Below are 21,178 nucleotides of genomic sequence, written 5' to 3'. Positions count from 1 at the left end.
CGCGGACCCGCCGGGGTCAAGTGCGGTCAGCGCGCGGCCTGTGCGCAGCGGCGGCGGGACCGGACGGCCCGTCGCGCGTTGTCCGCCCGCGTGACGACCGGCCCGATGGGGGCCGGCCCCTCAGGAGAGCCCGACATGAGCAGCCCGTACGGCGAGACCCCGACCCGCTCCCTCGGCCCCGGCCGGACCGTCGATAACGGCGACCAGCTCAGCAGCGTCATCATCCTGGGTATCGCGGTCGCCGGCGCGGCCGTGGCCGTGCTGCTGAACGCCCTGATCGTGTAGGCGGCCTCAGCCCCACCGGCCGGCCGCCGCATCGTCCTGAGCGGTCGCCGCGACCCAGCCGCCGGTGGTTCCGTCGGCCAAGTGCTCGCGCTTCCAGAACGGGGCGCGGGTCTTGAGGTAGTCCATCAGGAAGTCCGCCGCCTCGAAGGCGGCGACCCGGTGGCTGGAGGCGGTGACCACCAGCACGATTCCGTCGCCCGGGCGCACGCGCCCGTGCCGGTGGATCACCCGCAGGGCCTGGAGCGGCCAGCGCGCCACGGCCTCCTCGGCGACCCGGAGGATCTCCGCCTCGGCCATGCCGGGATAATGCTCCAGTTCGAGCGCCGCCAGGCGCCCGTCCTCGTCTCGGCACATGCCCGTGAAGGTCACGACGGCGCCGGCGCGACCGCCGAGTTCGGCACCGATCCGGGCGATCTCGGCCGCGGTGTCGAAGGGCTCGGCCTGGATGTCGATGCTCGGAACGGTCGCGCTCATGGTGCGATCCATAGGTTTTCGCGGCTTTGCGGGCCAGCCCCGCGCCTGTCACGCCGGGCCGTGCCCCTATATGACACGGTCTGCCGCGCCCTGCCGCGCCGCAGGACGCCGTCCCATGCGGTCGCCGCGTGTCCGGTGCGTTGTGCGCGGTTGTCCGGATCACCGCGCGTGATCCGGCCGGCGGTGGAGAAGGATACCCGTGTGACCCCCGACCTGATCCTGCCCTACGACGGCGTCCAGCCCGATTTCGCCAGCCGACCCGTCTGGTGCGGCCGCGGCAGCACGGTGATCGGCGCGGCCCGGATCGGCGCGCAAGCCTGGATCGGCGACGAGGCGGTGATCCGGGCCGACGGGCAGAGCGTCGTCCTGGGGGACCGCTTCTGGCTCGGCCACCGCTCGACCGTCCACATCGCCACCTTCGCGCAGGGGACGCAGGTCGGCGACCGGGTGACGGTCGGGCGCAACAGCGTCGTGCATGCCTGCACGGTCGGCTCCGACGTGGTGATCGAGGACGACGTGGTGATCCTCGACGGCGCGACGATCGGCGACGGGACGGTGATCGAGGCGGGTTCGACCGTCTTCCCGCGGGCGAACCTGGCCGGCGGCCACGCCTATGCCGGCAGCCCCGCGCGGCAGAGCCGGCCGGTGGGGCCGGACGAGGTCGCCGAGCGCGCCGAGCGGCTGCGCGAGCGGATGGGAGACGGTCCCGCGCTCCCGGCCGGAGAGGCGCCCGAGATCGAGGCCAGCGTGTTCGTGGCGCGCACCGCCCATCTGCGCGGGCGCGTCAGCCTGGGGGCTGGCACGAGCGTGCTGTTCTGCTGCGATCTCAACGCCGAGGTCGGCCCGATCGTGGTCGGCGCCGACACCAACATCCAGGACAACACGGTGATCCGCACCCGGGGCGAGGGCGTCGTGATCGGGCGGGACACGACGATCGCCCACAATGTCCGCATGACCGATTGCCGGATCGGCGCGCGCTCCCTGATCGGCATCGGCGCGAGCATCACGTCCGGCACCCTGATCGCCGACGACGTCATGCTGGCGGCCGGCGCCACCACCGATCCCGGCCAGATCCTGGAGGCCGGCTATCTCTGGGGCGGCCGCCCTGCACGGATCCTCGCGCCCCTCGATGCCGAGAAGCGCGCGATGATGATCCGCATCGTCGAGGGCTATTGCCAGCACGGTCGTGAATACCGGGCCGCGCAGGAGGCGCTTGCCTAGCGCCCGGCCGTCCTCGGCTCTCCCGCCGCCCTCAGTGCTGCAGGATCTTCGACAGGAAGGTCTGGGCGCGCTCGGAGCGGGGGCTGCCGAAGAACTCGTCCTTCCGGGCGTCCTCGACGATCTCGCCGCGATCCATGAAGATCACCCGGTCGGCGACCTTGCGGGCGAAGCCCATCTCGTGGGTCACGACCATCATGGTCATGCCCTCCTTGGCGAGTTCCACCATCACGTCGAGCACTTCCCCGACCATCTCGGGGTCGAGCGCCGAGGTCGGCTCGTCGAACAGCATCACCACCGGGTTCATGGCGAGCGCCCGGGCGATCGCCACGCGCTGCTGCTGGCCGCCCGAGAGCTGGCCCGGGAACTTGTTCGCGTGCGCGCCGAGGCCGACCCGGGCGAGCAGGTCGAGGCCGCGCTTCTTCGCGTCCTCGGCGCCGCGGCCAAGAACCTTGCGCTGGGCGATGGTGAGGTTCTCGGTGATCGACAGGTGCGGGAACAGCTCGAAGTGCTGGAACACCATGCCGACCCGGGAGCGGAGCTTCGGCAGGTTGGTCGCCTTGTCGGCGACCTTGGTGCCCGCCACCGTGATCTGGCCCTTCTGGAACGGCTCCAGGGCGTTGACGCACTTGATCAGGGTCGACTTGCCGGAGCCCGACGGGCCGCAGACGACCACGACCTCGCCCTTGGCGACCTTCGTGGTGCAGTTGGTCAGCACTTGGAAGTCGCCGTACCATTTGCTGATGTTGTCGATGGCGATCATCGTCTCGCCGGGCGCCGCGACGGGCGCGCCGGAGATCAGACTGCCGGACTGTAGGCCGGCATCCTTCGGCGCGTGGGCCGCATCGACGACGGGTTCGGCGGCGGTGGGGGCCGGCATCGGGGACGAGGTCATGACACGGTCTCCAGTGTCGGTCAGCGGATGATGGCCACGCGGCGCTGCAGGCGGCGCACCAGGAACGAGGCCGAGAAGCAGATCGCAAAATAGACCACGGCCGCGAAGATATACATCTCGACGAGACGGCCGTCGCGCTGGGCCACCTTCGAGGCGGCGCCCATGAAGTCTGTGAGCGACAGGACGTAGACCAGGGACGTGTCCTGGAACAGCACGATGGTCTGGGTCAGCAGCAGCGGCAGCATGTTGCGGAAGGCCTGGGGCAGGACGACGTTGCCCATGGTCTGCCAGTAGTTCATCCCCAGTGCCTGCGCGGCGGCGGTCTGCCCCTTCGGGATCGACTGGATGCCCGCCCGCATGATCTCCGAGAAGTAGGCGGCCTCGAAGGCCATGAAGGTGATCAGCGCCGACGGGAAGGCGCCCACCTGGATCGGCGTCGTCGATCCGGTCACGTAGGCGCCGATATACGGCACCAGGAAGTAGAACCAGAAGATCACCAGCACGAGGGGCAGCGAGCGGCACAGCTCGACATAGCCCTTGGCGAGATGGCTGACGCCGGGGATACCCGAGAGCCGCGCCATCGCCAGAAGCGTGCCGATGATCACGCCGCCCACGGCCGCCATGGCGGTGAGCGTCACGGTGAAGACCATGCCCTGACCGAACAGGTAGGGCAGGGACGAGACGATGACGGAGAAATCGAAATTCGAGAGCATCGGGGCCTGTTACCGGTGGCCGTCGGGCGGGGTGGCGGGGCGGAAGCGGGTGGCCGTCAGCGCTGGCCGGGGATCGTCACCGCCTTCTCCAGGAAGGTCGCCGCCGTGACGACCACGAGGTTGATGATCACGTAGAGGATCGTCGCCGCCGTGAACGCCTCGAACACCTGGAAGGAGAATTCCTGCATCGAGCGCGCGCGGGCGGTCAGCTCGAGGAGGCCGATGGTCAGCGCCACCGACGTGTTCTTCAGGTTGTTGAGGAATTCCGAGGTCATCGGCGGCAGGATGATCCGGTAGGCGTTGGGCAGCAGGACGTAGCGGTAGGTCTGGTAGGTCGTGAAGCCCATGGCGGTGCCGGCCATGCGCTGGCCCCGCGGCAGCGACTGGATGCCGGCGCGGACCTGCTCGGCGACGCGCGAGGCGGTGAAGAAGCCGAGGCAGACCACCGCCGTGTAGAACGGCGCGTCGGGCAATTGCTTGATCGCGTCGCCGATCCGGGTCGGGACCACTTCGGGCAGCACGAAGTACCAGAGGAACATCTGCACCAGCAGCGGCACGTTGCGGAACACTTCCACGTAGGCGGTGCCGATGGCGTTCGCGGGCTTCGACGGCAGGGTCCGCAGCACGCCGATCAGGGACCCCAGGAAGAAGGCGATCACCCAGGAGCAGAGCGCGGTCGTGATCGTCCACATGAGCCCCGAGAGCAGCATGTCGAGATACGTGCCGTTGCCCTCCGGCGAGGCGTCGAAGAAGATCCGCCAGTTCCAGTTGTAGTTCATCGCGCCGCTTCTACTGTGAACTTATAGAGACGCACCGCAGGCCGGAGCCCGCGGTGCGCATCATGGCATGAAACCGTACCGAACGGATCTCAGTAGGCTGCCGGATCGGGGCTGGAGATCGGCGTCGTGAACTGCTTCTTCATCTCCGCGCTCATCGGCAGGTTGAGGTTGATGTTGCGCGGCGGGATCGGCTTGGTGAACCACTTGTCGTAGAGGGCCTTGCCCTCGGCGCTCGTGTAGAGCTTGGCGGTGGCGTCGTCCGCGACCTTCTTGAACTCCGTGTCGTCCTTGCGCAGCATGATGCCGTAGGGCTCGGGCTTCGACAGGGCCTCGGTGGAGATCTCGTAGGCCGACGGGTCCTTCGACGAGGCGGCGAGCGAGGCGAGCAGCACGTCATCCATCACGAAGGCGGCGGCGCGGCCGGTCTCGACCATCAGGAACGCCTCGGCGTGGTCCTTGGCCGGCAGGATCGTCAGGCCGAGCTTCCGCTCCGTGTTGGCCTCGTTGATCTGCTTGATGTTCGTGGTGCCCGAGGTCGACACGACGGTCTTGCCCTTCAGGTCCTCGATCGTGTGCAGGTTGGCCGACTTCTTCGAGACGTAGCGGGTCGCGGTCAGGAAGTGCGAGTTGGTGAACCACACCTGCTTCTCGCGCTCGGCATTGTTGGTGGTCGAGCCACACTCGAGGTCGATGGTGCCGTTCGCCATCAGCGGGATGCGGGTGGCGGAGGTGACCGGGTTCAGCTTCACCTCGAGGTTCGGGAGGTTGAGCTTGGCCTTCACGGCGTCGGCGATCTTGAAGCAGATGTCCATCGCGTAGCCGACCGGCTTCTGGTCGCCGCCGAGATACGAGAACGGCACGGACGCGTCACGGTAGCCGATGACGATGGCGTTGGAATCCTTCACCTTCTTGAGGGTGCCGGTCAGCTCCTGCGCCTGCAGGCCCATCGGGGCCAGGGCGAAGGTCAGGCCCAGCGCCGCGGCAACGCCGCGGCGAGTGAAATCAGACTGCATCGGTACGGAACTCCTGGATCAGGCCGAACGGTGTCGGCTGGCGGCGGCGCACGCGGGCCCGCCCGCTCGGGCGACGCCTTTGCAATGATGGTGCCGGGAGACAGGTCGAGGGGCCGCGCGGCGCTGCGGCCGAGTACGGAGAGGGCGCGGCCAAGCTCGTGCGCACGTCCGCAGACGCGATCCCCGCCGTCCTCATGGCCTCCTCCCAGGCGTCGAGCCGGCCCATCGCCCGCGCCGCCGGCATCATGCACACTTCTTAGGCGTACGCACGCGGTGTAGAGGACCGATCCGCCAACTTGGCTGACGAATCCACGGCATAGAAAACGACAGTGCCGCCCCGCACAGTCCTGCGAGGCGAAAACGGCTTGAGACTTACAGAACGACAGCGTGCCGAGACTCACCGATCCCGGAACTTCACTTATTCGGTTGGCGCGTGATCGGACCAAACGACCACCCCGTCATCCCGGGGCCGCGCAGCGGAACCCGGGATCCATGGCCGCCGGCGCGCCAAGCCCTGGCGATGACGGCGGGTCTGGATTCCGGATCCGCCTGCGGCGTCCCGGAATGACGGTGGTCGCGGCCCGTGCGGCTTACTTCGTCAGCTCGTTGCCGCTGTAGTCGATCTTGCCGTCGGCGCCCTTCTTCCACTCGTACATGACGTAGTCGGGCCTGGTGATGTCGCCCTTCTTGTCGTAGGCGATCGGGCCGACCACCGTGTCTACCGCCTTGCCCTGGTGCAGCCACTCGGCGAGCTTCTTGCCGTCGCTGGAGCCGGTCTCGGCCATGGCCTTGGCCAGGACCTGAACGGCCGCGTACGAGTAGAGGGTGTAGCCCTCGGGGTCGATGTTCTTGGCCTTGAAGGCGGCCAGCGCGCCCTTGGCGTTCGGGTTCTTGCGGGCGTCCGGCGGGAAGGTGGTCAGCGTGCCCTCGGCGGCCGGACCCGCGATCGCCACGAGCTCGCGGTCGACCATGCCGTCGCCGCCCATCATCGGCGCCTTGAGGCCCTGGTCGCGCATCTGGCGGAGGATCAGCCCGGCCTCGGTGTAGTAGCCGCCGAAATAGACGACATCGACGTTGGCCGACTTCAGCTTAGACACGAGCGCGGAATAATCCTTCTCGCCCGGGTTGATGCCCTCGTACATCGCCTCCTTGCCGCCCTTGGCCTTGAGCGCCTTCAGGGTCTCGTCGGCGAGGCCCTTGCCGTAGGGGGTCTTGTCGTGGACGAAGGCGATCTTCTTGCCCTTGAAGTGCTCGGCCAGGTAGGTGCCGGCCACCGCGCCCTGCTGGTCGTCGCGGCCGCAGGTGCGGAACGTGTTCCACATGCCGCGCTCGGTGAACTTCACGTTCGTCGAGGCGGGGGTGACCTGGATGATGCCGGCATCGAGGTAGACGTCGGAGGCCGGGATCGACACGCCGGAATTGTAGTCGCCGACGACCATCTTCACGCCTTCGCTGGCGAACTTGTTGGCCACCGAGACGCCCTGCTTCGGGTCGGAGGCGTCGTCGCCGACCGTAACGGTGAGCGTCGTGCCCTTGAGGGTGCCGGCCTTGTTGAGGTCCTCGACCGCCTGGCTGGCCCCGTTCTTGAGCTGCGCGCCAATGGCGGCGCTGTTGCCGGTGATCGGCGCGGCGACGCCGAGCTTGACCTCGGCGGCCTGCGCGGCCGCCACCATCGCGCCGAGGGCGAGCCCGGCCAGCAGAATCGATCTCATCGCGTACTTCCCCTTTAGTGTCAGGACCGCACGTGCGGATCCGGCCGCACTCATCGGACCTCGCCCGCCGCGGGCGCCCGTGCACGCCAGGTCAGCGGTGAGGTCTTCTCGTAGAGCCAGCGGTACTGGCTCGTCATCTGGCGCGTCCGCGTGTAGCGGAAGCCCGCCGCGCCGATGATCATGACGACGGCTGCGTCGACCGCATAGTAGTGCAGCGACAGCAGCGTGCCCGAAAACAGGGCGTAGTGGATGAAGCGCACGGCAGCCGCCACCAGGAGCAGCGCCAGGGCGCAGTGCGAGAACGGCCGCCAGCCCCGGGCGATGCCGCGGGCCGCCATCCAGCCGGCCCAGCCGCCCATCACGACGGTCACGAGCAGGAACAGCCAGGCCGACGGCTCCTCGTACAGGATCCCCTGCAGCACGCTCATGCCCCGACCGGGCCGGCATGGCCCCCCTCCAGATAGGCGGCCTTGACGTTCGGATCGTCCAAGAGCGCGCGCCCGGTGCCGCTCATGGTCACCCGGCCGTTGACCAGCACGTAGCCGCGATGGGCGAGCTTCAGGGCGTGGTAGGCGTTCTGCTCCACGAGGAAGATCGTCATGCCGTCGGTCCGGTTCAGCTCGCGGATCGCGTCGAAGATGCCCTTCACCACCAGCGGCGCGAGGCCGAGCGACGGCTCGTCGAGGAGCAGCAGCCGCGGACGGCTCATCAGCGCCCGGGCGATGGCCAGCATCTGCTGCTCGCCGCCCGACATGGTGCCGGCGCGCTGGTTCAGGCGCTCCTTCACCCGCGGGAACAGGACGCAGACCTTCTCCAGATCCTCGGCGAAGAAGCGCCCGTCGTGGAGCGCGGCGCCCATCTGGAGGTTCTCGTAGACACTCATCCGCGGGAAGACCCGGCGGCCCTCCGGCGACTGGGCGATGCCGAGGCGGGCGATGGCGTGGGTCGGCATCCGGGTGATGTCGCGCCCGTCATAGGTGATCGTCCCCGAGCGCGCCTGGGGGCTGCCGAAGATCGTCATCATCAGGGTCGACTTGCCGGCGCCGTTGGCGCCGATCAGCGTGACGATCTCGCCCTCGGCGACGTCGAGATCGACCCCGCGCAGGGCCGCGACGCTGCCGTAATAGGTCGAGACGTCGCGCACCGCGAGGAGCGGCGGCTTGGCCCCCGCCTGGATCGCCCGGGTCTCCTCGACCAGGACGTTGATGCCGGCGACACTCATGCCGGGGCTCCCGTCTGGGCGTCGGCGTGCGGCACGGTGATCCCGACCTCGGCCTCCACGGCCTCGACCTCCTCGTCCTCGACGCCGAGATAGGCGGCGATCACCTTCGGGTCGGCCCGGACCTCGGCGGGGGAGCCGTCGGCGATCTTCACGCCGTAATCGAGCACGACCACGTGGTCGGAGATCTCCATCACCACCGACATGTCGTGCTCGATCAGCAGCACCGAGGTGTCGTGCTCGTCGCGGATGTGGCGCAGGAGGCCGTTCAGCTCGGCCGATTCCCGCGGGTTGAGGCCGGCGGCCGGCTCGTCGAGGCAGAGCAGCACCGGGTCGGTGCACATTGCCCGGGCGATCTCCAGGCGCCTTTGCGCGCCGTAGGGCAGGGCGCCGGCCGGGTCGTCGGCGCGCTTCATCAGGTCGATCCGGTCGAGCCACGCCTTGGCGCGCTCGATCGCGGCTCCTTGCGCGTCCCGGTAGGCCTTGAGGCCGAGGAGCCCCAGGATCGTGTAGCCCGAGGCGCGCATCAGCGGCGCGTGCTGGGCGACCAGCAGGTTCTCCAGCACGGTCATGCCCTGGAACAGGCGGATGTTCTGGAAGGTGCGGGCCACCCGCGCGGTGCGGTTCACTTTGTGGTTGGGCAGCCGCTCCAGCAGGTGCGCGGTGCCATCCGTATGGGACAGCGTCAGCATGCCCTCGGTCGGCTTGTAGAAGCCGGTGATGCAGTTGAACACCGTGGTCTTGCCGGCCCCGTTCGGCCCGATCAGCGCGGTGATGTCGCCGCGGCGCGCCTCGAACGACAGGTCGGACACGGCGGTCAGACCGCCGAACCGCATGGTCAGGTGCTCGACCGCGAGCACCGGCGGGGCGAGGGGTGACGTCGCCATCAGCCGTGCCCCTCGCTGACATGGGCGCCCGAGACGGCGCGACGCTCGCCGAGCGACACCGAGGGCAGCCGCACCGAGATCAGCCCGCGCGGGCGCCAGACCATCATGGCCACCATGGCGAGGCCGAACAGGAGCAGACGGTACTCGCTCGGGTCGAAGCCCTCGCCGAACACGGCCTTCAGGAAGCCGAGGTTGCGCAGCATCTCCGGCCCGCCGACCATCGCCACCGCGGCGATGGCGACCCCGACCTGGCTACCCATGCCGCCCAGCACCACGATCGCCAGGATGATGGCGCTCTCCAGGAAGTTGAAGCTCTCCGGGCTGATGAAGCCCTGGCGTACGGCGAAGAACGAGCCGGCCACACCCCCGAAAGCCGCGCCCAGCGCGAAAGCCGTGAGCTTCGTGGCAGTGGTGTCGATGCCGAGCGAGCGGCACGCGATCTCGTCCTCGCGCAGGGCCTCCCAGGCGCGGCCGATCGGCAGGCGGCGCAGGCGCAGGGTGACGAAGTTGGTGATCAGCGCGAGCGCGAGGATCAGGTAGTACAGGAAGACGAGCCGGTGCATCGAGTCGTACGGGATGCCGAAGGTGGCCGCGAACCCGTCGTCGCCCGCCGTGAACGGGATCCCGAAGAAGGTCGCCCGCGGGATCGACGAGATGCCGGCGCCGCCGCCGGTCACGTCGGTCCAGTTGATCAGGACGAGGCGGATGATCTCGCCGAAGGCTAGCGTCACAATGGCAAGGTAGTCGCCGCGCAGGCGCAGCACCGGGAAGCCGAGGATCATCCCCCAGAGGCCGGCGAACAGGCCGGCCAGCGGCAGGCAGATCCAGAACGACAGGCCGAAGGTGGTCGACAGCAGCGCGTAGGAATAGGCGCCGACCGCGTAGAAGGCGACGTAGCCGAGGTCGAGCAGGCCCGCGAGGCCGACCACGATGTTCAGGCCCCAGCCGAGCATCACGTAGGTGAGGATCAGGATGCCGAGGTCGATCCAGTAGCGGGCCGAGGACAGGCCGCCGGTGGCGAGCGCCGCGAGGATCGGCAGGGTCAGGGCGACGGCGATGAAACTGTAGAGCCCGACCTTCGAGGTCTTCTGGCCGGCGTCGGGCTCGCCGTGGACCGCCTCGGTGGCCTGGACCGGGGAGGGGGTCAGCGCCCGCCGGGCGTCCCGGCGCAGGAGCACGAGCCGTTGGACGATGCGGGCGACGAAAATCGCCAGGCAGAGTGCCGCCACCAGACCCCAGCGCGGCACGAGCACCAGCTCGCTCCCCGGCCCGGGATCGGTGCGGTAGGCGATGATCGGCACGCAGAGGCCGAAGGTGACGAGGGCGTAGAGGGCAGCATCGCGCAGGATGCCGGCCATCGCGGAGCCCGGGAGCGCAGTCTGGGAACCGGCCATCAGACTTTCTCGACCTCGGGCCGGCCCAGGATGCCCGAGGGCATGAAGATCAGCACGATCGCCAGGATCGAGAAGGCGGCGACGTCCTTGTACTCGATGGAGAAGTAGGCGGACCAGAAGGTCTCGATCAGCCCGATGATCAGGCCCCCGAGCACGGCGCCCGGCAGGGAGCCGATGCCGCCGAGCACCGCGGCGGTGAAGGCCTTCACGCCGGGCACGAACCCGTCGGAGAACGACACGACGCCGTAATACATGAGGTAGAGGACGCCCGCGACGGCCGCCAGCGCGGCGCCGAGCACGAAGGTCAGCGAGATCGTGCGGTCGACGTCGATGCCGAGCAGAGCCGCCATCTTGCGGTCCTGCTCGCAGGCGCGCTGCGCCCGGCCGAAGGGCGTGCGCTGCACGAGGTACCAGAAGCCGGTGAGCAGCACGGCGGTGACCGCCATGATCAGCACCTGCTTCCAGGCCAGGAACACCGCGTAGCCGTCCCGCTCGAACAGGGTGATGCCGCCCGAAAGCATCGGCGGCGTCGGCTTGTTGCGGGCGCCCTGCACGACCTGCACGAAGTTCGACAGGAAGATCGAGACGCCGATCGCCGAGATCAGCGGCGCCAGCCGGAACGAGCCGCGCAAGGGTCGGTAGGCCACCCGCTCGATCGCCCAGCCCCACAGCGCGGTGAGCACCATGGCGACCACCAGCACCACCAGGAAGGCCAGCGCGATGGAGCTGATGCCGAGCCAGACAGTCAAAAGCAGGAACGTGATCAGCGCGATGAAGCAGGAGACCATGAAGACGTCGCCGTGGGCGAAGTTCACCATGCCGATGATGCCGAACACCATGGTGTAGCCGATGGCGATCAGGCCGTAGATCGAACCGAGCGTCAGCCCGTTGATCAACTGCTGTACGAAAACGTCCATGGACTCCCGCGCGCGCTCGTTTCTTGTGCTGCCCGCGCCGAGCGCGGGCGGATCGTCGCCGCAAGTCTCGTACCGCAAGCGTAGCCAACCGGCCACCGGTTTCATCGCCGCCCGGGCGTCGCGTGAAAACAGTCGACCGCACGAGTAACCGGGCCTGAATGGGCTTGCGTCTGGCGTAGTTCGTGCTTCACGTTAACGAACTTTAATGCTCGCTCATCCCGGGCACTGGCGAGGAGCAGTACCGATGGCAGGTTCACGGCTCACGACGATGATCTTCGTCGGCATGCTCCTCGGGATCGCGGTGGGCTACGCCTGCAGTATCACCTGGCCGGATCCGCAGACCGCTAAGGAGATCGCCGGCTATATCGCGCTGATCTCCGACGTGTTCCTGCGGCTGATCAAGATGATCATCGCACCGCTGGTGTTCTCGACGCTGGTCGTCGGCATCGCGCATCTCGGCGACACCGCCGCGGTCGGCCGCGTCGGCGGCAAGGCGCTGCTCTGGTTCGTCGGGGCCTCGTTCTGCTCGCTGATGCTCGGCCTGATCCTGGTCAACATCATGCAGCCGGGCGTGAACCTGAACCTGCCGCTGCCCGATGTCGGCGCCGGCACAGGCCTGAAGACCGCCTCGCTCTCGCTCAAGGAATTCGTGACCCACCTGGTGCCCAAGAGCGCCGTGGAGGCCATGGCCAACAACGAGATCCTGCAGATCGTGGTCTTCTCGATCTTCTTCGGCGTCGCGCTCGCGGCCCTCGGCGAGAAGGGCCACTTCCTCGCAAAGGGCATCGAGGGCCTGGCCGACGTCATGCTGAAGGTGACGGGCTACGTGATGCTGTTCGCCCCCGTGGCGGTGTTCGCCGCCATCGCGGCGACGATCACCACGCAGGGCATCGGCGTGCTCATCACCTACGGCAAGTTCCTGATCGAGTTCTACATCGGCCTCGCGGTGCTCTGGGCGCTGCTGATGGGCGTCGGCTTCCTGCTGCTCGGCGGCGGCGGCATCATGCGGCTGATCAACCTGATCAAGGAGCCGTTCGTGCTCGCCTTCTCGACCGCGTCGAGCGAGGCGGCCTACCCGAAGATGCTCACCAACCTCGAGCAGTTCGGCGTGCCCAACCGGATCACCTCGTTCGTGCTGCCGATGGGCTACTCGTTCAATCTCGACGGCTCGATGATGTACTGCACCTTCGCGGTGATGTTCATCGCCCAGGCCTACAACATCCCGCTGACCTGGGGTCAGCAACTCACGATGCTGTTCCTGCTGATGGTCACCTCGAAGGGCATGGCCGGCGTGCCGCGCGCCTCGCTGGTGGTGATCTCGGCGACGCTGGCGCAGTTCAACATCCCGGAGGCCGGCCTGCTGCTGATCATCGGCATCGACCAGTTCCTCGACATGGGCCGCTCGGCCACCAACGTGCTCGGCAACAGCGTCGCCACGGTGGCGGTCGCCAAGTGGGAGGGCCAGCTCAGCACGACCGACCAGCGCCTCGACCATGTCGGCACCGTGCCCTCGCCGGCGGAGTAGGGGCGGCGCGAGAGCGGGAGGACGGGTGATGGCAATGCGGCTCGTGGCGGCGATGGTCCTGGCGCTGGCTGGCGCGTCGCCGGCTTCCGCCATCGAGGTGCTCACCGGCACGCTCAAGAGCGTCGCCGAGCGCGGCGAGATCGTGCTCGGCTACCGGGAGAGTTCGGTGCCGTTCTCCTTCGTGGAAGGCAAGCAGCCGGACGGCAGCCCCCGGCCGATCGGCTACGCCATCGACCTCTGCGGCGAGATCGCCGACGACGTCCAGGCGGCGATCGGCCGCCCGGTGAAGATCCGCTACGCGCCGGTCACCGCAGAGACCCGCATCGACGCAGTGGCCTCCGGCAAGATCGACCTCGAATGCGGCTCGACCACCGCCAATGCCGAGCGCCGCCGGCAGGTCGCCTTCTCGCCGGTGGATTACATCAGCGCGACCCAGCTGCTGGTGAAGCGGGGATCGGGCATCGCGTCCTACCGGGATCTCGGCGGCAAGACCGTGGTGGTCACCGCCGGCACCACCAACGAGAAGGCCGTGCGCGACCAGCTCGCCCGGCTGAAGATCGCCGCCCAGCTGGTGACCGCCCCCGACCACGCCGCCTCCTACGCCATGGTCAAGGCCGGCAAGGCCGACGCCTTCGCCACCGACGACGTGCTCCTCTACGGGCTGATCGCCACCGACGCGCAGGACGGGGCGAACTACACGGTGCTGCCCGACAAGCTCTCCTACGAGCCCTACGGCATCATGTTCCGCAAGGACGACCCGGAACTCGCCGGCCTCGTGCAGCAGACCTTCACGCGCCTCGCCGAGTCCCGCGCGCTGCGCTGGACCTACGAGCGCTGGTTCCAGAAGCGCCTGCCCAACGGCGAGCGCCTCGACATCCCGATGTCGAACGACCTGCGGGTAAGCTTCCAGCTGATGGGTCTCGACGCGGGCGAGTGAGCGCCGCATCCACCGCGTCATCCCGGGGCCGCGCAGCGGAGCCCGGGATCCAGACACGCCGAGGCTCCAAGAATAAGCACTGACAGTGCGTCTGGATTCCGGGCCCGCCTCCGGCGATCCGGAAGGACGGAGCGGATGGCCCGGCTCACTGCCAGGCGCGATCGCCCGGGCGCCTCGCTTTCGCCCAACCGGCACGCGAGGAAGACCCGGCCTGACCGCTTCCCTCCCGCCGCGAGCGTGCCTTCGCCCATGCTGATCGCCGCGCACTGCCCGAAGCCGCGCGCCCTGGCGCTGGCCGCCCTCCTCGTCTGCGCCGCCTCGGGGGCGTCCGCGCACCCGCACGTCTGGGTGACCGCGAAGGCGCAGCTCGTCTACGAGGGCGGCAAGCTTGTCGGCGTGCGCGACACGTGGAGCTTCGACCCCGAATACACCGCCTACATCACGCAGGGCCTCGACACCAACAAGGACGGCACGCTCAGCCCCGACGAACTCGCCGGGCTCGCGGCCGAGAACACCGCCAACCTCGCCGAATTCGGCTACTTCACGAAGCTGAAGGTTGGCGGCAAGGAGCAGGCCTTCGCCGATCCGAGGGAGCCGGCGGCTCGCATGGAGGACAAGGCTCTGGTCATGACCTTCCTGCTGCCGCTCAAGACGCCGGTCCTGCAGGGTCGGGGTGTCGCCGCCCTGGAGGTCTACGACCCGACCTACTTCGTGGCCTTCTCGTTCGCGGACGGACCGGAAGCCGCGACGCTCGCGGGCGCGCCGCAGGGCTGCGCCGCCACCGTCACCCGCCCGAAGACCGAGCAGCCGAAGACGGCGGAGGCCGGCTCCTCGGGAATGACCGAGGCGTTCTTCGAGGCGCTGACCGCGGCCTCCAGCTACGGGGTGCAGTTCGCCAGCCGGGTTCTCGTGGCATGTCCGTAGGCATCGGGATCGCCGCGCCGGCCCAACCGGGGCGGCTGGGATTGCGGCTCGGCCTCATGGTTGTGGCCATCGGGCTCGCCGCCCTGCTGGCGGCCGCGATCGCGTGGCTCGTTGCGCCCGGCATCGTCGCGCCGCCGCCGCGCTCGCCGTTCGGGATCGGCTTCCGGGAAGCCGCCCCCGCCGCGACGGGGATCGGCGGCGTGATCCTGGCCCTGCAGGCGAGCTTCTCGCGCAGCCTCAACGCCGCGGTGAGCGCGCTCCGGGGCGGCGGCAGCTGGAGCCCGCTGGTCGGCCTCGCCTTCGCGTACGGCGTTTTCCACGCCGCCGGCCCCGGCCACGGTAAGGCGGTGATCGCGGGCTATATCCTGGCGGGCGAGCGGGCGCTCCGGCGCGGCGCGATGCTGAGCGTCTGCGCCGCGCTGCTCCAGGCCTGCATGGCCGGGGCGATCGTCGGCCTCGGCACGTTGGTCCTCAACGCCACGGCGGCGAGCATCACCCGGGCCGGCACGCTGATCGAGACGGTGAGCTTCGCCCTCGTCGCCCTCATCGGGCTGGTGCTGACGTGGCGCAAGGCCGGACGCCTCGCGCATCTCGGCGCCGGCTGCGGCCCCGGCTGCAGCCACCTGCCAGGGCCGCAGGCCCTCGACACCCATGACACGTGGCGCGAGCGGGCCGGTGTGGTGCTGGCGGCGGGCACGCGTCCCTGTGCGGGCGCTGTGCTGGTCCTGGTCTTCGCGGTGTCGCAGGGCGTGCCCGGGGCGGGCGTGCTGGCGGTCTTGGCGATGGCGCTGGGCACCGCGCTCACCACGACGGCGCTGGCCTGTCTGGCGGTCTTCGCCAAGCGCACGGCCCTGCGCCTCGCGGGCGGCCGGGGCCAGGCGGGGCTCCTGGCGCTCGGTGGCCTGGAACTCGTCGCCGCAGCCTTCGTGCTGGTCCTCGGCACCGCGATGCTCTCGGGCCTCGCGCCCGGGCTCGGCGGCTGAGGGGGCCTCGCCTTCCGGAACACGGCGTGCCACGCTGCGCACCCGAGACGGAGAGCGCGCCCATGCATCCCGACTTCGAGACGATCCTGAACTGGCGCCTGCTCGCCGGGTCTCACCCCTTCCCCGGCCCCGACGGCGGAACCTGCATCAACGAGGCCGCGATCGTGGCGGCCGGTCTGCCGTACCAGGCGATCCGCTCCAGCGCGGATTGCCCGCCCTGCTTCTCGCGGCCGATCGCCGCCTACGCCCTCGGCCTCAACGACGCCATGCCGGACGACATCCGGCCGCAGCTCTTGGCCTTCGTGCTGCGGCTCTCCGGCAGCGCCGACACGCCGGAGGTCGAGGCCGCGCGCACATCGCGGCTGGCGCTGGAGAGCGTGCGGCGCATCCTGGCGCCGCTCTGCACCCTCGCCGGCATGGCCGAGGATGCCGAGGCCTGCGCCGGGGCCTCGGACTGGCCCATCGCGCTGGCGGCCGCGAAGGCGGCGGCCTGGCGGGGCGGGGCGCTCGCGCAGGCGGCGGCCCGGGGACGCCGCTGGCGCGAGGGCGCGCTGACCGCAGCAGTGTCCCGGACGGCGACGGCCGCGCAGCGCTCCGGCGACGATGCGCGCTGCGCCGCAGAGGTCGCCGAAGGGGCCGCGCCCTTCGTGGCCGGGACTTGGAGCCAGGCCTGCGCGATCCTCGAGACGGCCCTCAGCCTCGGTCGGCAGGCGCCGGAGATCGCCTTGGCCGGGGCCCGGGAGCGGCTCGACGCGGCGCGCGCCCTCGCTCCGGCCTGATCAGGCCGCCACGGGCGCGGCGTCGAGATCGAGCTCGATCGTGCCGCAATTCTCCAGGAACGTGCCGGTGAGGTGATAGAAGAACGTGCCGTGCCCGACCACCGCGATGGTCCGTTCCGGCCGGGTGCGCAGCCAGTCGCGGAACGCCGCGACCCGGGCGTCGAACAGGTGGCGCGGCTCGACCGGGTAGCCGCCGACCTCGCAGCCGGCTTCCGCGTGCCACCAGATCTCGGGCAGATGGCCGACATCGAGATGCGGGAATTCGGCCGCGATCTCCGAGGCCGCACGGCCGACGTCGCAGCTGCTCTCCTGGCACTCCCGATGCAGCACCTCGACCAGAATGCGGGGCTCGCTCGGATGATCGCCGAACACGATCGCGGCGGTCTCGATCGCGCGGGTCAACGGCGACACCACCACCAGATCGAACGGGATCGACCGCAGCCGCTCCCGCGCGTCCCGGGCCTGCATCTGGCCGCGCGGGGTCAGCCGGGCGTCGGGCAGCCCGGGATCGCCGCGCCCGAGCTTGTGCGCGGCGTTGAACGTCGATTCCCCGTGGCGGAGGCAGACGATTCGGGTCTTGTCCTGCATGGAACTCGGATGCGTCTCTTGAGGGGTCGGCTGCGTTGGTTCCGGGCGTGTCAGGCGAAACGCCCGCCGCGCTGGATGACCTCGATCTTGTAGCCGTCCGGATCCGTGGCGAAGAAGAACCGGGCCAGCACGTCCTCGCTTTGCTTGAGCGCCTTCAGGTCCGTGACCGTGAAGCCCTCGCGCCGGTGCCGCGCATGCTCGGCCTCCACGTCATCGACCACGAAGGCGATGTGCCCGTAGCCGTCGCCCAGATCGTAGGGGGTGTCGCGCCCCTTGTTGACCGTGAGTTCCAGCTCGAACGGCGAGGCCGGGTCGCGCAGGTAGATCAGCGTGAAGTCGGGAAAGTCGTAGCGGTCGGACACCTCGAGGCCGAAGGCGCGGGCGTAATACTCACGCGCGCGCTGCTCCTCAAGGACCCGGATCATGGCGTGGACGGGCTTGGACATGCGTCTCCGGTTCCGTGTGAGCAGGCGACAGGTGGAGGATCCACCCCATGTGGCGCTCCGACCCGTCCCTGAAAAGACCGAGCGCCGCAGAGGCCTGCGCGACATCGACGCTCCGGGGCGCGCCGAACCAGCTCCGGTCGACCGGCTTCTCCTGCGAACCAACGCTTGCACTTGAGCGCAATAGCACGTCGTCCAATACAAATTGCCAAGAACTAATTCTGAGGCCAAATTCGCGAATATCAGTATTATTTATGCGAATAAACCACTCAATCGAGCGATACATATCAAGCATGCCGACTTGAAATTTCGAGCTTTATACCTCATAACAGACAAGAGCGATTAATTACTTTTTTACTCCCCACAGCCAATCCTTCGAATGACCATTCAGAACGGCCATATCGATTTTCAATCCGGGACATGAAGACTGTGATAAGGCTGTCAAACCTCAAGGTTCTGCCCAAGCTGATCGCCGTCATTGCTGTCATCAGCATGATTGTCGGCGCCTGTGTCTGGTATGCACAGGGGCGGATGCGCGAGATCGACCAAGCCTACAGCGACTTCCTCAGCAACGAGACGGTGGCGGCGGTCGAGGCCCGGCGCCTCAACCGCCTTATGTTCGAGCTCAATTACTGGGTCTACCGGATCATCGCGGAGACCGAGGAGGCGCAGATGCAGAGCGCCAACCGAGGCTTCGAGGCCGCCCTTCCGAAGGTGAGGCCGACAATCGAAGCCCTCCGCGCGCATGCGCCGGCCTTCGCGAAATCGATCAACGCGCAGGGCGAGCGCATCGAACGCTTTGTCCAGAACGTCGACGAAGTGCGCCGGCTCGGGACCACCAACCAGAACGACAAGGCCCTCGCGCTGGTCCACTCGGCGATCGACCCGACCTTCTCGGCGATGATCGAAGCCGGCAACAAGGTCGCCGACGACATCGGAGCTTATGTCGCCAAGGCGTCGGACGAGCTGACCGACAAGACCAACGCGACCCGCTACAGCCTGATCCTGTTCAGCGCCCTGGGCATGCTCGCCGGACTCGCCGCGGCGGTGTTCATCGCGGTGGCGGGGATCACGCGCCCGCTCTCGCGCCTCGTGTCGGTCCTGCAGCGCATGGCGCAGGGCGAGATCGATGCCGAGATCGAGGAGGCCGCCCGTCGGGACGAGGTCGGCGCGGTCGGGAAGGCGGTCGAGGGCATCAAGGCCATGGTGGCTCGCAAGGCCGCCGAGGAGGCCGAAGTCCGGCGCATCGCCGACGCGGCCGCCCAGGATGAGCGCAAGCGCACCATGCTGGAACTGGCCGACGGGTTCGAGCAGGCGGTCGGGAGCATCGTCGGGATGGTGTCGTCCTCGGCCACGGAACTGCAGGCCACCGCCCAAACCATGACGGCCAGCGCCACCGAGACGGCCAACCAATCCACTGCCGTGGCGTCGGCCGCCGAGGAGGCTTCCGCCAACGTCCAGACAGTGGCGGCCGCGGCCGAGGAACTCGGCTCGTCGGTGCAAGAGATCGGCCGGCAGGTGCTCGGCTCGGCCAGCCTCGCGCAGACGGCGGTCGGCGAGGCCGACGAAACCCAGCACCTCGTCCAGGCGCTGACCCAGGCGGCCACGCGCATCGGCGACATGGTCGGGCTGATCTCGAGCATCGCGGGCCAGACCAACCTGCTGGCTCTGAATGCCACGATCGAGGCGGCCCGCGCCGGAGAGGCGGGGCGGGGCTTCGCGGTGGTCGCCGCCGAAGTGAAGGAGCTCGCAGCGCAGACGGCGAAGGCCACCGAGGAGATCAGCCAGCAGATCGGCCAGATCCAGGGCGTGACCGGCCAAGCGGTCTCGGCCATCGACACGATCGCGGCGCGGATCCGCGAGATCGATGGGGTCGCGACCACCATTGCCGCAGCCGTGGAGCAGCAGGGCGCGGCCACGCAGGAGATCGTCCGCAACGTCGCGCAGGCGGCGACCGGCACCGACGAGGTGACGAGCAACATCACCGGCGTGGCCCGGGCCTCCGAGGAGACCGGCGCGGCCGCCGCCCAGGTGCTGGGCGCCGCCGGCGAGCTGTCGCGCCAGTCCGAGCATCTCGGCGCGGAGGTGTCCCGTTTCCTCGCGACGATCCGGGCGGCCTGAGACCGACTTCGCACGGCGCGAGCCCGGACGTGCCGAAGCATCCTGGCGCCCACAGCCAAGCCATCCGCGCGTGATGACGCGCGGGCAAAGCCGACCGTGGCCTTCAACCGGCTCCTGTCAGAGCCCCGCTCAGGCCCCGACCCGCACCACCTCGGTCCGGTCGCCGGTCTGCGCGAAGGCGGCCGGATCGGCGCCCGTCATCCAGACCTGGCCGGGCAGGGCTTCCAGAGCCTCGAACAAGCCCGCACGCCGGCGCGGGTCGAGGTGGGCCGCCACCTCGTCGAGGAGGATCACCGGGGCGATTCCGCTCATGGCCCGCACCAGGCGGGCATGGGCCAGGACGAGCCCGATCAACAGCGCCTTCTGCTCGCCCGTGGACGCCGTCCCGGCCGGCACATCCTTGGGACCGTGGCGGACCACGAGGTCGCTGGTCTGCGGCCCGATCAAGGTGCGGCCGGCGGCCCTGTCGCGGTGGCGGCCATTGCGCAAGGCCAGCCGGAACCGGTCCTCCGCCTCGATGGCGGGCCAGACCGCGACGAGATCATCGAGGTCCCCCTCCAGGCGGATCGAGGCCCAGGGGAAGGGCTGCGCATCGTCCCGGGTCTCGGCGATCAGCCGGTCGAGCCGCTCGGCGGTCTCGCGCCGGGCCAGCGCCACCGCGACGCCGAGCTCGGCCACCTCCCGCTCCACCGCCCCGAGCCAGCGGTCGTCGTCGGGTCGATCCTCCAGGAGGCGGTTCCGCGAGCGCAGGGCCCGCTCCATCGCCGAGACCCGCGCCCCGTGCCCGGCATCGACCGCCAGGACGAGGCGGTCGAGGAACCGGCGCCGGTCGCCGGCCGCGCCGCGGAACAGCCCGTCGAGGTCGGGCGTCAGCCAGACCACCCGGAGGAACTCGCTGAAGGCCACCGGCGAGGAGGCCGGCGCGCCGTCGATGCGGCAGAGCCGGCCTGCCCGCCCGTCCGGCCCGGGGGGCTCCAACCCGGTGCCGAGCCGGTGCTCGGCGCCGTCCCGATCGAGGGTGATCGAGACGGCGAAGCCGCCCGGTCCCCCGGTCCGCGCCATGGAGGCGAAGTCCGCCCGCCGTAGGCCCCGGCCCGGCACGAACAGGGAGATGGCTTCGAGCAGGTTGGTCTTGCCGGCGCCGTTCTCGCCGACCAGCGCGACGAACCGGGCCTCGGGCGCGAGTTCGAGATCGGCGTGGTTGCGGAAGTCGCGGGCGATCAGGCGGGTGATGCGCTGGACCGGCTCGTTCGACCCGATCTCCGGATCGAGTGGATTGCTCATCGTCGATCCGCAGGGCTGAGCCGAACGGCGCTCAACGCTCCCCTCTCATCTGCCATCCCGTACAACCACCGCGTCCTGAGGTGCCCGC

The 21,178-nt window shown here is 69.4% G+C and carries 22 protein-coding genes; 8 read left to right on the top strand and 14 right to left on the bottom strand.

The genetic code is table 11. The features are described 5' to 3' along the window. The first annotated feature begins 135 nt into the window (after window positions 1–135). Complete coding sequence (locus AC3WSN_RS11625) at window positions 136–285, top strand: hypothetical protein (RefSeq protein WP_192708839.1); 150 nt, start codon at window positions 136–138, stop codon at window positions 283–285. A 6-nt stretch (window positions 286–291) separates the two neighbouring features. Here AC3WSN_RS11625 and AC3WSN_RS11620 read toward each other — a convergent pair whose 3' ends face one another. Continuing rightward, the gene (locus tag AC3WSN_RS11620; protein WP_492538101.1) at window positions 292–759 is read right to left on the bottom strand and encodes a molybdenum cofactor biosynthesis protein MoaE; all 468 of its coding nucleotides are present in this window, start codon (window positions 757–759) and stop codon (window positions 292–294) included. Window positions 760–960: 201 nt separating this feature from the next. Between AC3WSN_RS11620 and AC3WSN_RS11615 the strand changes: the two genes are divergently transcribed. After that, window positions 961–1,980, top strand: a complete 1,020-nt coding sequence (locus AC3WSN_RS11615; RefSeq protein ID WP_192709060.1) for a DapH/DapD/GlmU-related protein — start codon at window positions 961–963, stop codon at window positions 1,978–1,980. Between the two features lie 31 nt (window positions 1,981–2,011). Here AC3WSN_RS11615 and AC3WSN_RS11610 read toward each other — a convergent pair whose 3' ends face one another. From AC3WSN_RS11610 to AC3WSN_RS11565, 10 genes are all read right to left on the bottom strand, one after another. Then, window positions 2,012–2,740 carry an amino acid ABC transporter ATP-binding protein gene (locus AC3WSN_RS11610; protein ID WP_238195621.1) on the bottom strand — a complete coding sequence of 243 codons (729 nt, stop codon included), beginning with the start codon at window positions 2,738–2,740 and terminating at the stop codon, window positions 2,012–2,014. A 152-nt stretch (window positions 2,741–2,892) separates the two neighbouring features. After that, a complete protein-coding gene (locus AC3WSN_RS11605) occupies window positions 2,893–3,585 on the bottom strand; it encodes an amino acid ABC transporter permease (protein ID WP_192708837.1) in 693 nt (230 codons plus the stop codon). Between the two features lie 56 nt (window positions 3,586–3,641). Further along, window positions 3,642–4,364 (bottom strand): amino acid ABC transporter permease, encoded by a 723-nt coding sequence (locus tag AC3WSN_RS11600; RefSeq protein ID WP_192708836.1) that lies wholly within the window; start codon window positions 4,362–4,364, stop codon window positions 3,642–3,644. A gap of 89 nt (window positions 4,365–4,453) precedes the next feature. Further along, window positions 4,454–5,377: an amino acid ABC transporter substrate-binding protein gene (locus tag AC3WSN_RS11595; RefSeq protein WP_492538098.1), complete on the bottom strand. Its 924-nt coding sequence runs from the start codon at window positions 5,375–5,377 to the stop codon at window positions 4,454–4,456. 590 nt (window positions 5,378–5,967) lie between these two features. Continuing rightward, window positions 5,968–7,089, bottom strand: a complete 1,122-nt coding sequence (locus AC3WSN_RS11590) for a branched-chain amino acid ABC transporter substrate-binding protein (protein WP_192708834.1) — start codon at window positions 7,087–7,089, stop codon at window positions 5,968–5,970. A 50-nt stretch (window positions 7,090–7,139) separates the two neighbouring features. Further along, complete coding sequence (locus AC3WSN_RS11585) at window positions 7,140–7,508, bottom strand: DUF6867 family protein (RefSeq protein WP_192709058.1); 369 nt, start codon at window positions 7,506–7,508, stop codon at window positions 7,140–7,142. A 5-nt stretch (window positions 7,509–7,513) separates the two neighbouring features. Beyond that, window positions 7,514–8,311, bottom strand: a complete 798-nt coding sequence (locus AC3WSN_RS11580) for an ABC transporter ATP-binding protein (protein ID WP_492538096.1) — start codon at window positions 8,309–8,311, stop codon at window positions 7,514–7,516. Beyond that, window positions 8,308–9,195: an ABC transporter ATP-binding protein gene (locus tag AC3WSN_RS11575; protein ID WP_492538094.1), complete on the bottom strand. Its 888-nt coding sequence runs from the start codon at window positions 9,193–9,195 to the stop codon at window positions 8,308–8,310. Before AC3WSN_RS11575 ends, AC3WSN_RS11580 begins: the two co-directional genes overlap by 4 nt. Continuing rightward, window positions 9,195–10,589, bottom strand: a complete 1,395-nt coding sequence (gene livM, locus AC3WSN_RS11570) for a high-affinity branched-chain amino acid ABC transporter permease LivM (protein ID WP_192708831.1) — start codon at window positions 10,587–10,589, stop codon at window positions 9,195–9,197. Before livM ends, AC3WSN_RS11575 begins: the two co-directional genes overlap by 1 nt. After that, the gene (locus tag AC3WSN_RS11565; RefSeq protein ID WP_192708830.1) at window positions 10,589–11,506 is read right to left on the bottom strand and encodes a branched-chain amino acid ABC transporter permease; all 918 of its coding nucleotides are present in this window, start codon (window positions 11,504–11,506) and stop codon (window positions 10,589–10,591) included. The genes livM and AC3WSN_RS11565 overlap by 1 nt, the downstream gene beginning before the upstream one ends. Window positions 11,507–11,750: 244 nt before the next feature. Here AC3WSN_RS11565 and AC3WSN_RS11560 point away from each other — a divergent pair, with 244 nt between their 5' ends. The 5 genes from AC3WSN_RS11560 to AC3WSN_RS11540 all read left to right on the top strand — a co-directional run bounded on the left by AC3WSN_RS11560 (window position 11,751) and on the right by AC3WSN_RS11540 (window position 16,654). Then, window positions 11,751–13,031: a dicarboxylate/amino acid:cation symporter gene (locus AC3WSN_RS11560; protein ID WP_192708829.1), complete on the top strand. Its 1,281-nt coding sequence runs from the start codon at window positions 11,751–11,753 to the stop codon at window positions 13,029–13,031. A gap of 28 nt (window positions 13,032–13,059) precedes the next feature. Continuing rightward, a complete protein-coding gene (locus tag AC3WSN_RS11555) occupies window positions 13,060–13,968 on the top strand; it encodes an amino acid ABC transporter substrate-binding protein (RefSeq protein ID WP_492538091.1) in 909 nt (302 codons plus the stop codon). Window positions 13,969–14,217: 249 nt separating this feature from the next. Further along, window positions 14,218–14,892: a DUF1007 family protein gene (locus AC3WSN_RS11550; RefSeq protein ID WP_492538089.1), complete on the top strand. Its 675-nt coding sequence runs from the start codon at window positions 14,218–14,220 to the stop codon at window positions 14,890–14,892. After that, a complete protein-coding gene (locus tag AC3WSN_RS11545) occupies window positions 14,883–15,875 on the top strand; it encodes a nickel/cobalt transporter (RefSeq protein ID WP_492538087.1) in 993 nt (330 codons plus the stop codon). Before AC3WSN_RS11550 ends, AC3WSN_RS11545 begins: the two co-directional genes overlap by 10 nt. Window positions 15,876–15,937: 62 nt before the next feature. After that, window positions 15,938–16,654, top strand: coding sequence for a hypothetical protein (locus AC3WSN_RS11540; protein WP_492538085.1), 717 nt, complete (start codon window positions 15,938–15,940; stop codon window positions 16,652–16,654). Here the strand turns inward: AC3WSN_RS11540 and AC3WSN_RS11535 are convergent, their stop codons facing one another. Both AC3WSN_RS11535 and AC3WSN_RS11530 read right to left on the bottom strand, forming a co-directional pair. Continuing rightward, window positions 16,655–17,242 (bottom strand): histidine phosphatase family protein, encoded by a 588-nt coding sequence (locus AC3WSN_RS11535; protein WP_492538083.1) that lies wholly within the window; start codon window positions 17,240–17,242, stop codon window positions 16,655–16,657. A gap of 50 nt (window positions 17,243–17,292) precedes the next feature. Beyond that, complete coding sequence (locus tag AC3WSN_RS11530; RefSeq protein WP_492538081.1) at window positions 17,293–17,688, bottom strand: VOC family protein; 396 nt, start codon at window positions 17,686–17,688, stop codon at window positions 17,293–17,295. 417 nt (window positions 17,689–18,105) lie between these two features. Between AC3WSN_RS11530 and AC3WSN_RS11525 the strand changes: the two genes are divergently transcribed. Beyond that, entirely contained in the window at window positions 18,106–19,806 is a 1,701-nt protein-coding gene (locus AC3WSN_RS11525) for a methyl-accepting chemotaxis protein (protein ID WP_492538079.1), read from the top strand. Window positions 19,807–19,935: 129 nt separating this feature from the next. Here the strand turns inward: AC3WSN_RS11525 and recF are convergent, their stop codons facing one another. Next, window positions 19,936–21,090 (bottom strand): DNA replication/repair protein RecF, encoded by a 1,155-nt coding sequence (gene recF / locus AC3WSN_RS11520; RefSeq protein WP_492538077.1) that lies wholly within the window; start codon window positions 21,088–21,090, stop codon window positions 19,936–19,938. Between the last annotated feature and the right edge of the window lie 88 nt (window positions 21,091–21,178).

The sequence above is a fragment of the Methylobacterium sp. FW102-HT35C08 genome, assembly GCF_058790235.1.
The sequence above is the reverse complement of the archived record's forward strand: the minus strand, read 5'-3'. Positions and strand labels throughout refer to the sequence as shown.

Bases quoted from the DNA above. Each gene is read 5' to 3' on its own strand.
- AC3WSN_RS11625 (WP_192708839.1), top strand. From the start codon at position 136: ATGAGCAGCCCGTACGGCGAGACCCCGACCCGCTCCCTCGGCCCCGGC.
- AC3WSN_RS11620 (WP_492538101.1), bottom strand. From the start codon at position 759: ATGAGCGCGACCGTTCCGAGCATCGACATCCAGGCCGAGCCCTTCGAC.
- AC3WSN_RS11610 (WP_238195621.1), bottom strand. From the start codon at position 2,740: ATGATCGCCATCGACAACATCAGCAAATGGTACGGCGACTTCCAAGTG.
- AC3WSN_RS11605 (WP_192708837.1), bottom strand. From the start codon at position 3,585: ATGCTCTCGAATTTCGATTTCTCCGTCATCGTCTCGTCCCTGCCCTAC.
- AC3WSN_RS11600 (WP_192708836.1), bottom strand. From the start codon at position 4,364: ATGAACTACAACTGGAACTGGCGGATCTTCTTCGACGCCTCGCCGGAG.
- AC3WSN_RS11595 (WP_492538098.1), bottom strand. From the start codon at position 5,377: ATGCAGTCTGATTTCACTCGCCGCGGCGTTGCCGCGGCGCTGGGCCTG.
- AC3WSN_RS11590 (WP_192708834.1), bottom strand. From the start codon at position 7,089: ATGAGATCGATTCTGCTGGCCGGGCTCGCCCTCGGCGCGATGGTGGCG.
- AC3WSN_RS11580 (WP_492538096.1), bottom strand. From the start codon at position 8,311: ATGAGTGTCGCCGGCATCAACGTCCTGGTCGAGGAGACCCGGGCGATC.
- AC3WSN_RS11575 (WP_492538094.1), bottom strand. From the start codon at position 9,195: ATGGCGACGTCACCCCTCGCCCCGCCGGTGCTCGCGGTCGAGCACCTG.
- livM (WP_192708831.1), bottom strand. From the start codon at position 10,589: ATGGCCGGTTCCCAGACTGCGCTCCCGGGCTCCGCGATGGCCGGCATC.
- AC3WSN_RS11565 (WP_192708830.1), bottom strand. From the start codon at position 11,506: ATGGACGTTTTCGTACAGCAGTTGATCAACGGGCTGACGCTCGGTTCG.
- AC3WSN_RS11560 (WP_192708829.1), top strand. From the start codon at position 11,751: ATGGCAGGTTCACGGCTCACGACGATGATCTTCGTCGGCATGCTCCTC.
- AC3WSN_RS11555 (WP_492538091.1), top strand. From the start codon at position 13,060: ATGGCAATGCGGCTCGTGGCGGCGATGGTCCTGGCGCTGGCTGGCGCG.
- AC3WSN_RS11550 (WP_492538089.1), top strand. From the start codon at position 14,218: ATGCTGATCGCCGCGCACTGCCCGAAGCCGCGCGCCCTGGCGCTGGCC.
- AC3WSN_RS11545 (WP_492538087.1), top strand. From the start codon at position 14,883: ATGTCCGTAGGCATCGGGATCGCCGCGCCGGCCCAACCGGGGCGGCTG.
- AC3WSN_RS11540 (WP_492538085.1), top strand. From the start codon at position 15,938: ATGCATCCCGACTTCGAGACGATCCTGAACTGGCGCCTGCTCGCCGGG.
- AC3WSN_RS11535 (WP_492538083.1), bottom strand. From the start codon at position 17,242: ATGCAGGACAAGACCCGAATCGTCTGCCTCCGCCACGGGGAATCGACG.
- AC3WSN_RS11530 (WP_492538081.1), bottom strand. From the start codon at position 17,688: ATGTCCAAGCCCGTCCACGCCATGATCCGGGTCCTTGAGGAGCAGCGC.
- AC3WSN_RS11525 (WP_492538079.1), top strand. From the start codon at position 18,106: ATGAAGACTGTGATAAGGCTGTCAAACCTCAAGGTTCTGCCCAAGCTG.
- recF (WP_492538077.1), bottom strand. From the start codon at position 21,090: ATGAGCAATCCACTCGATCCGGAGATCGGGTCGAACGAGCCGGTCCAG.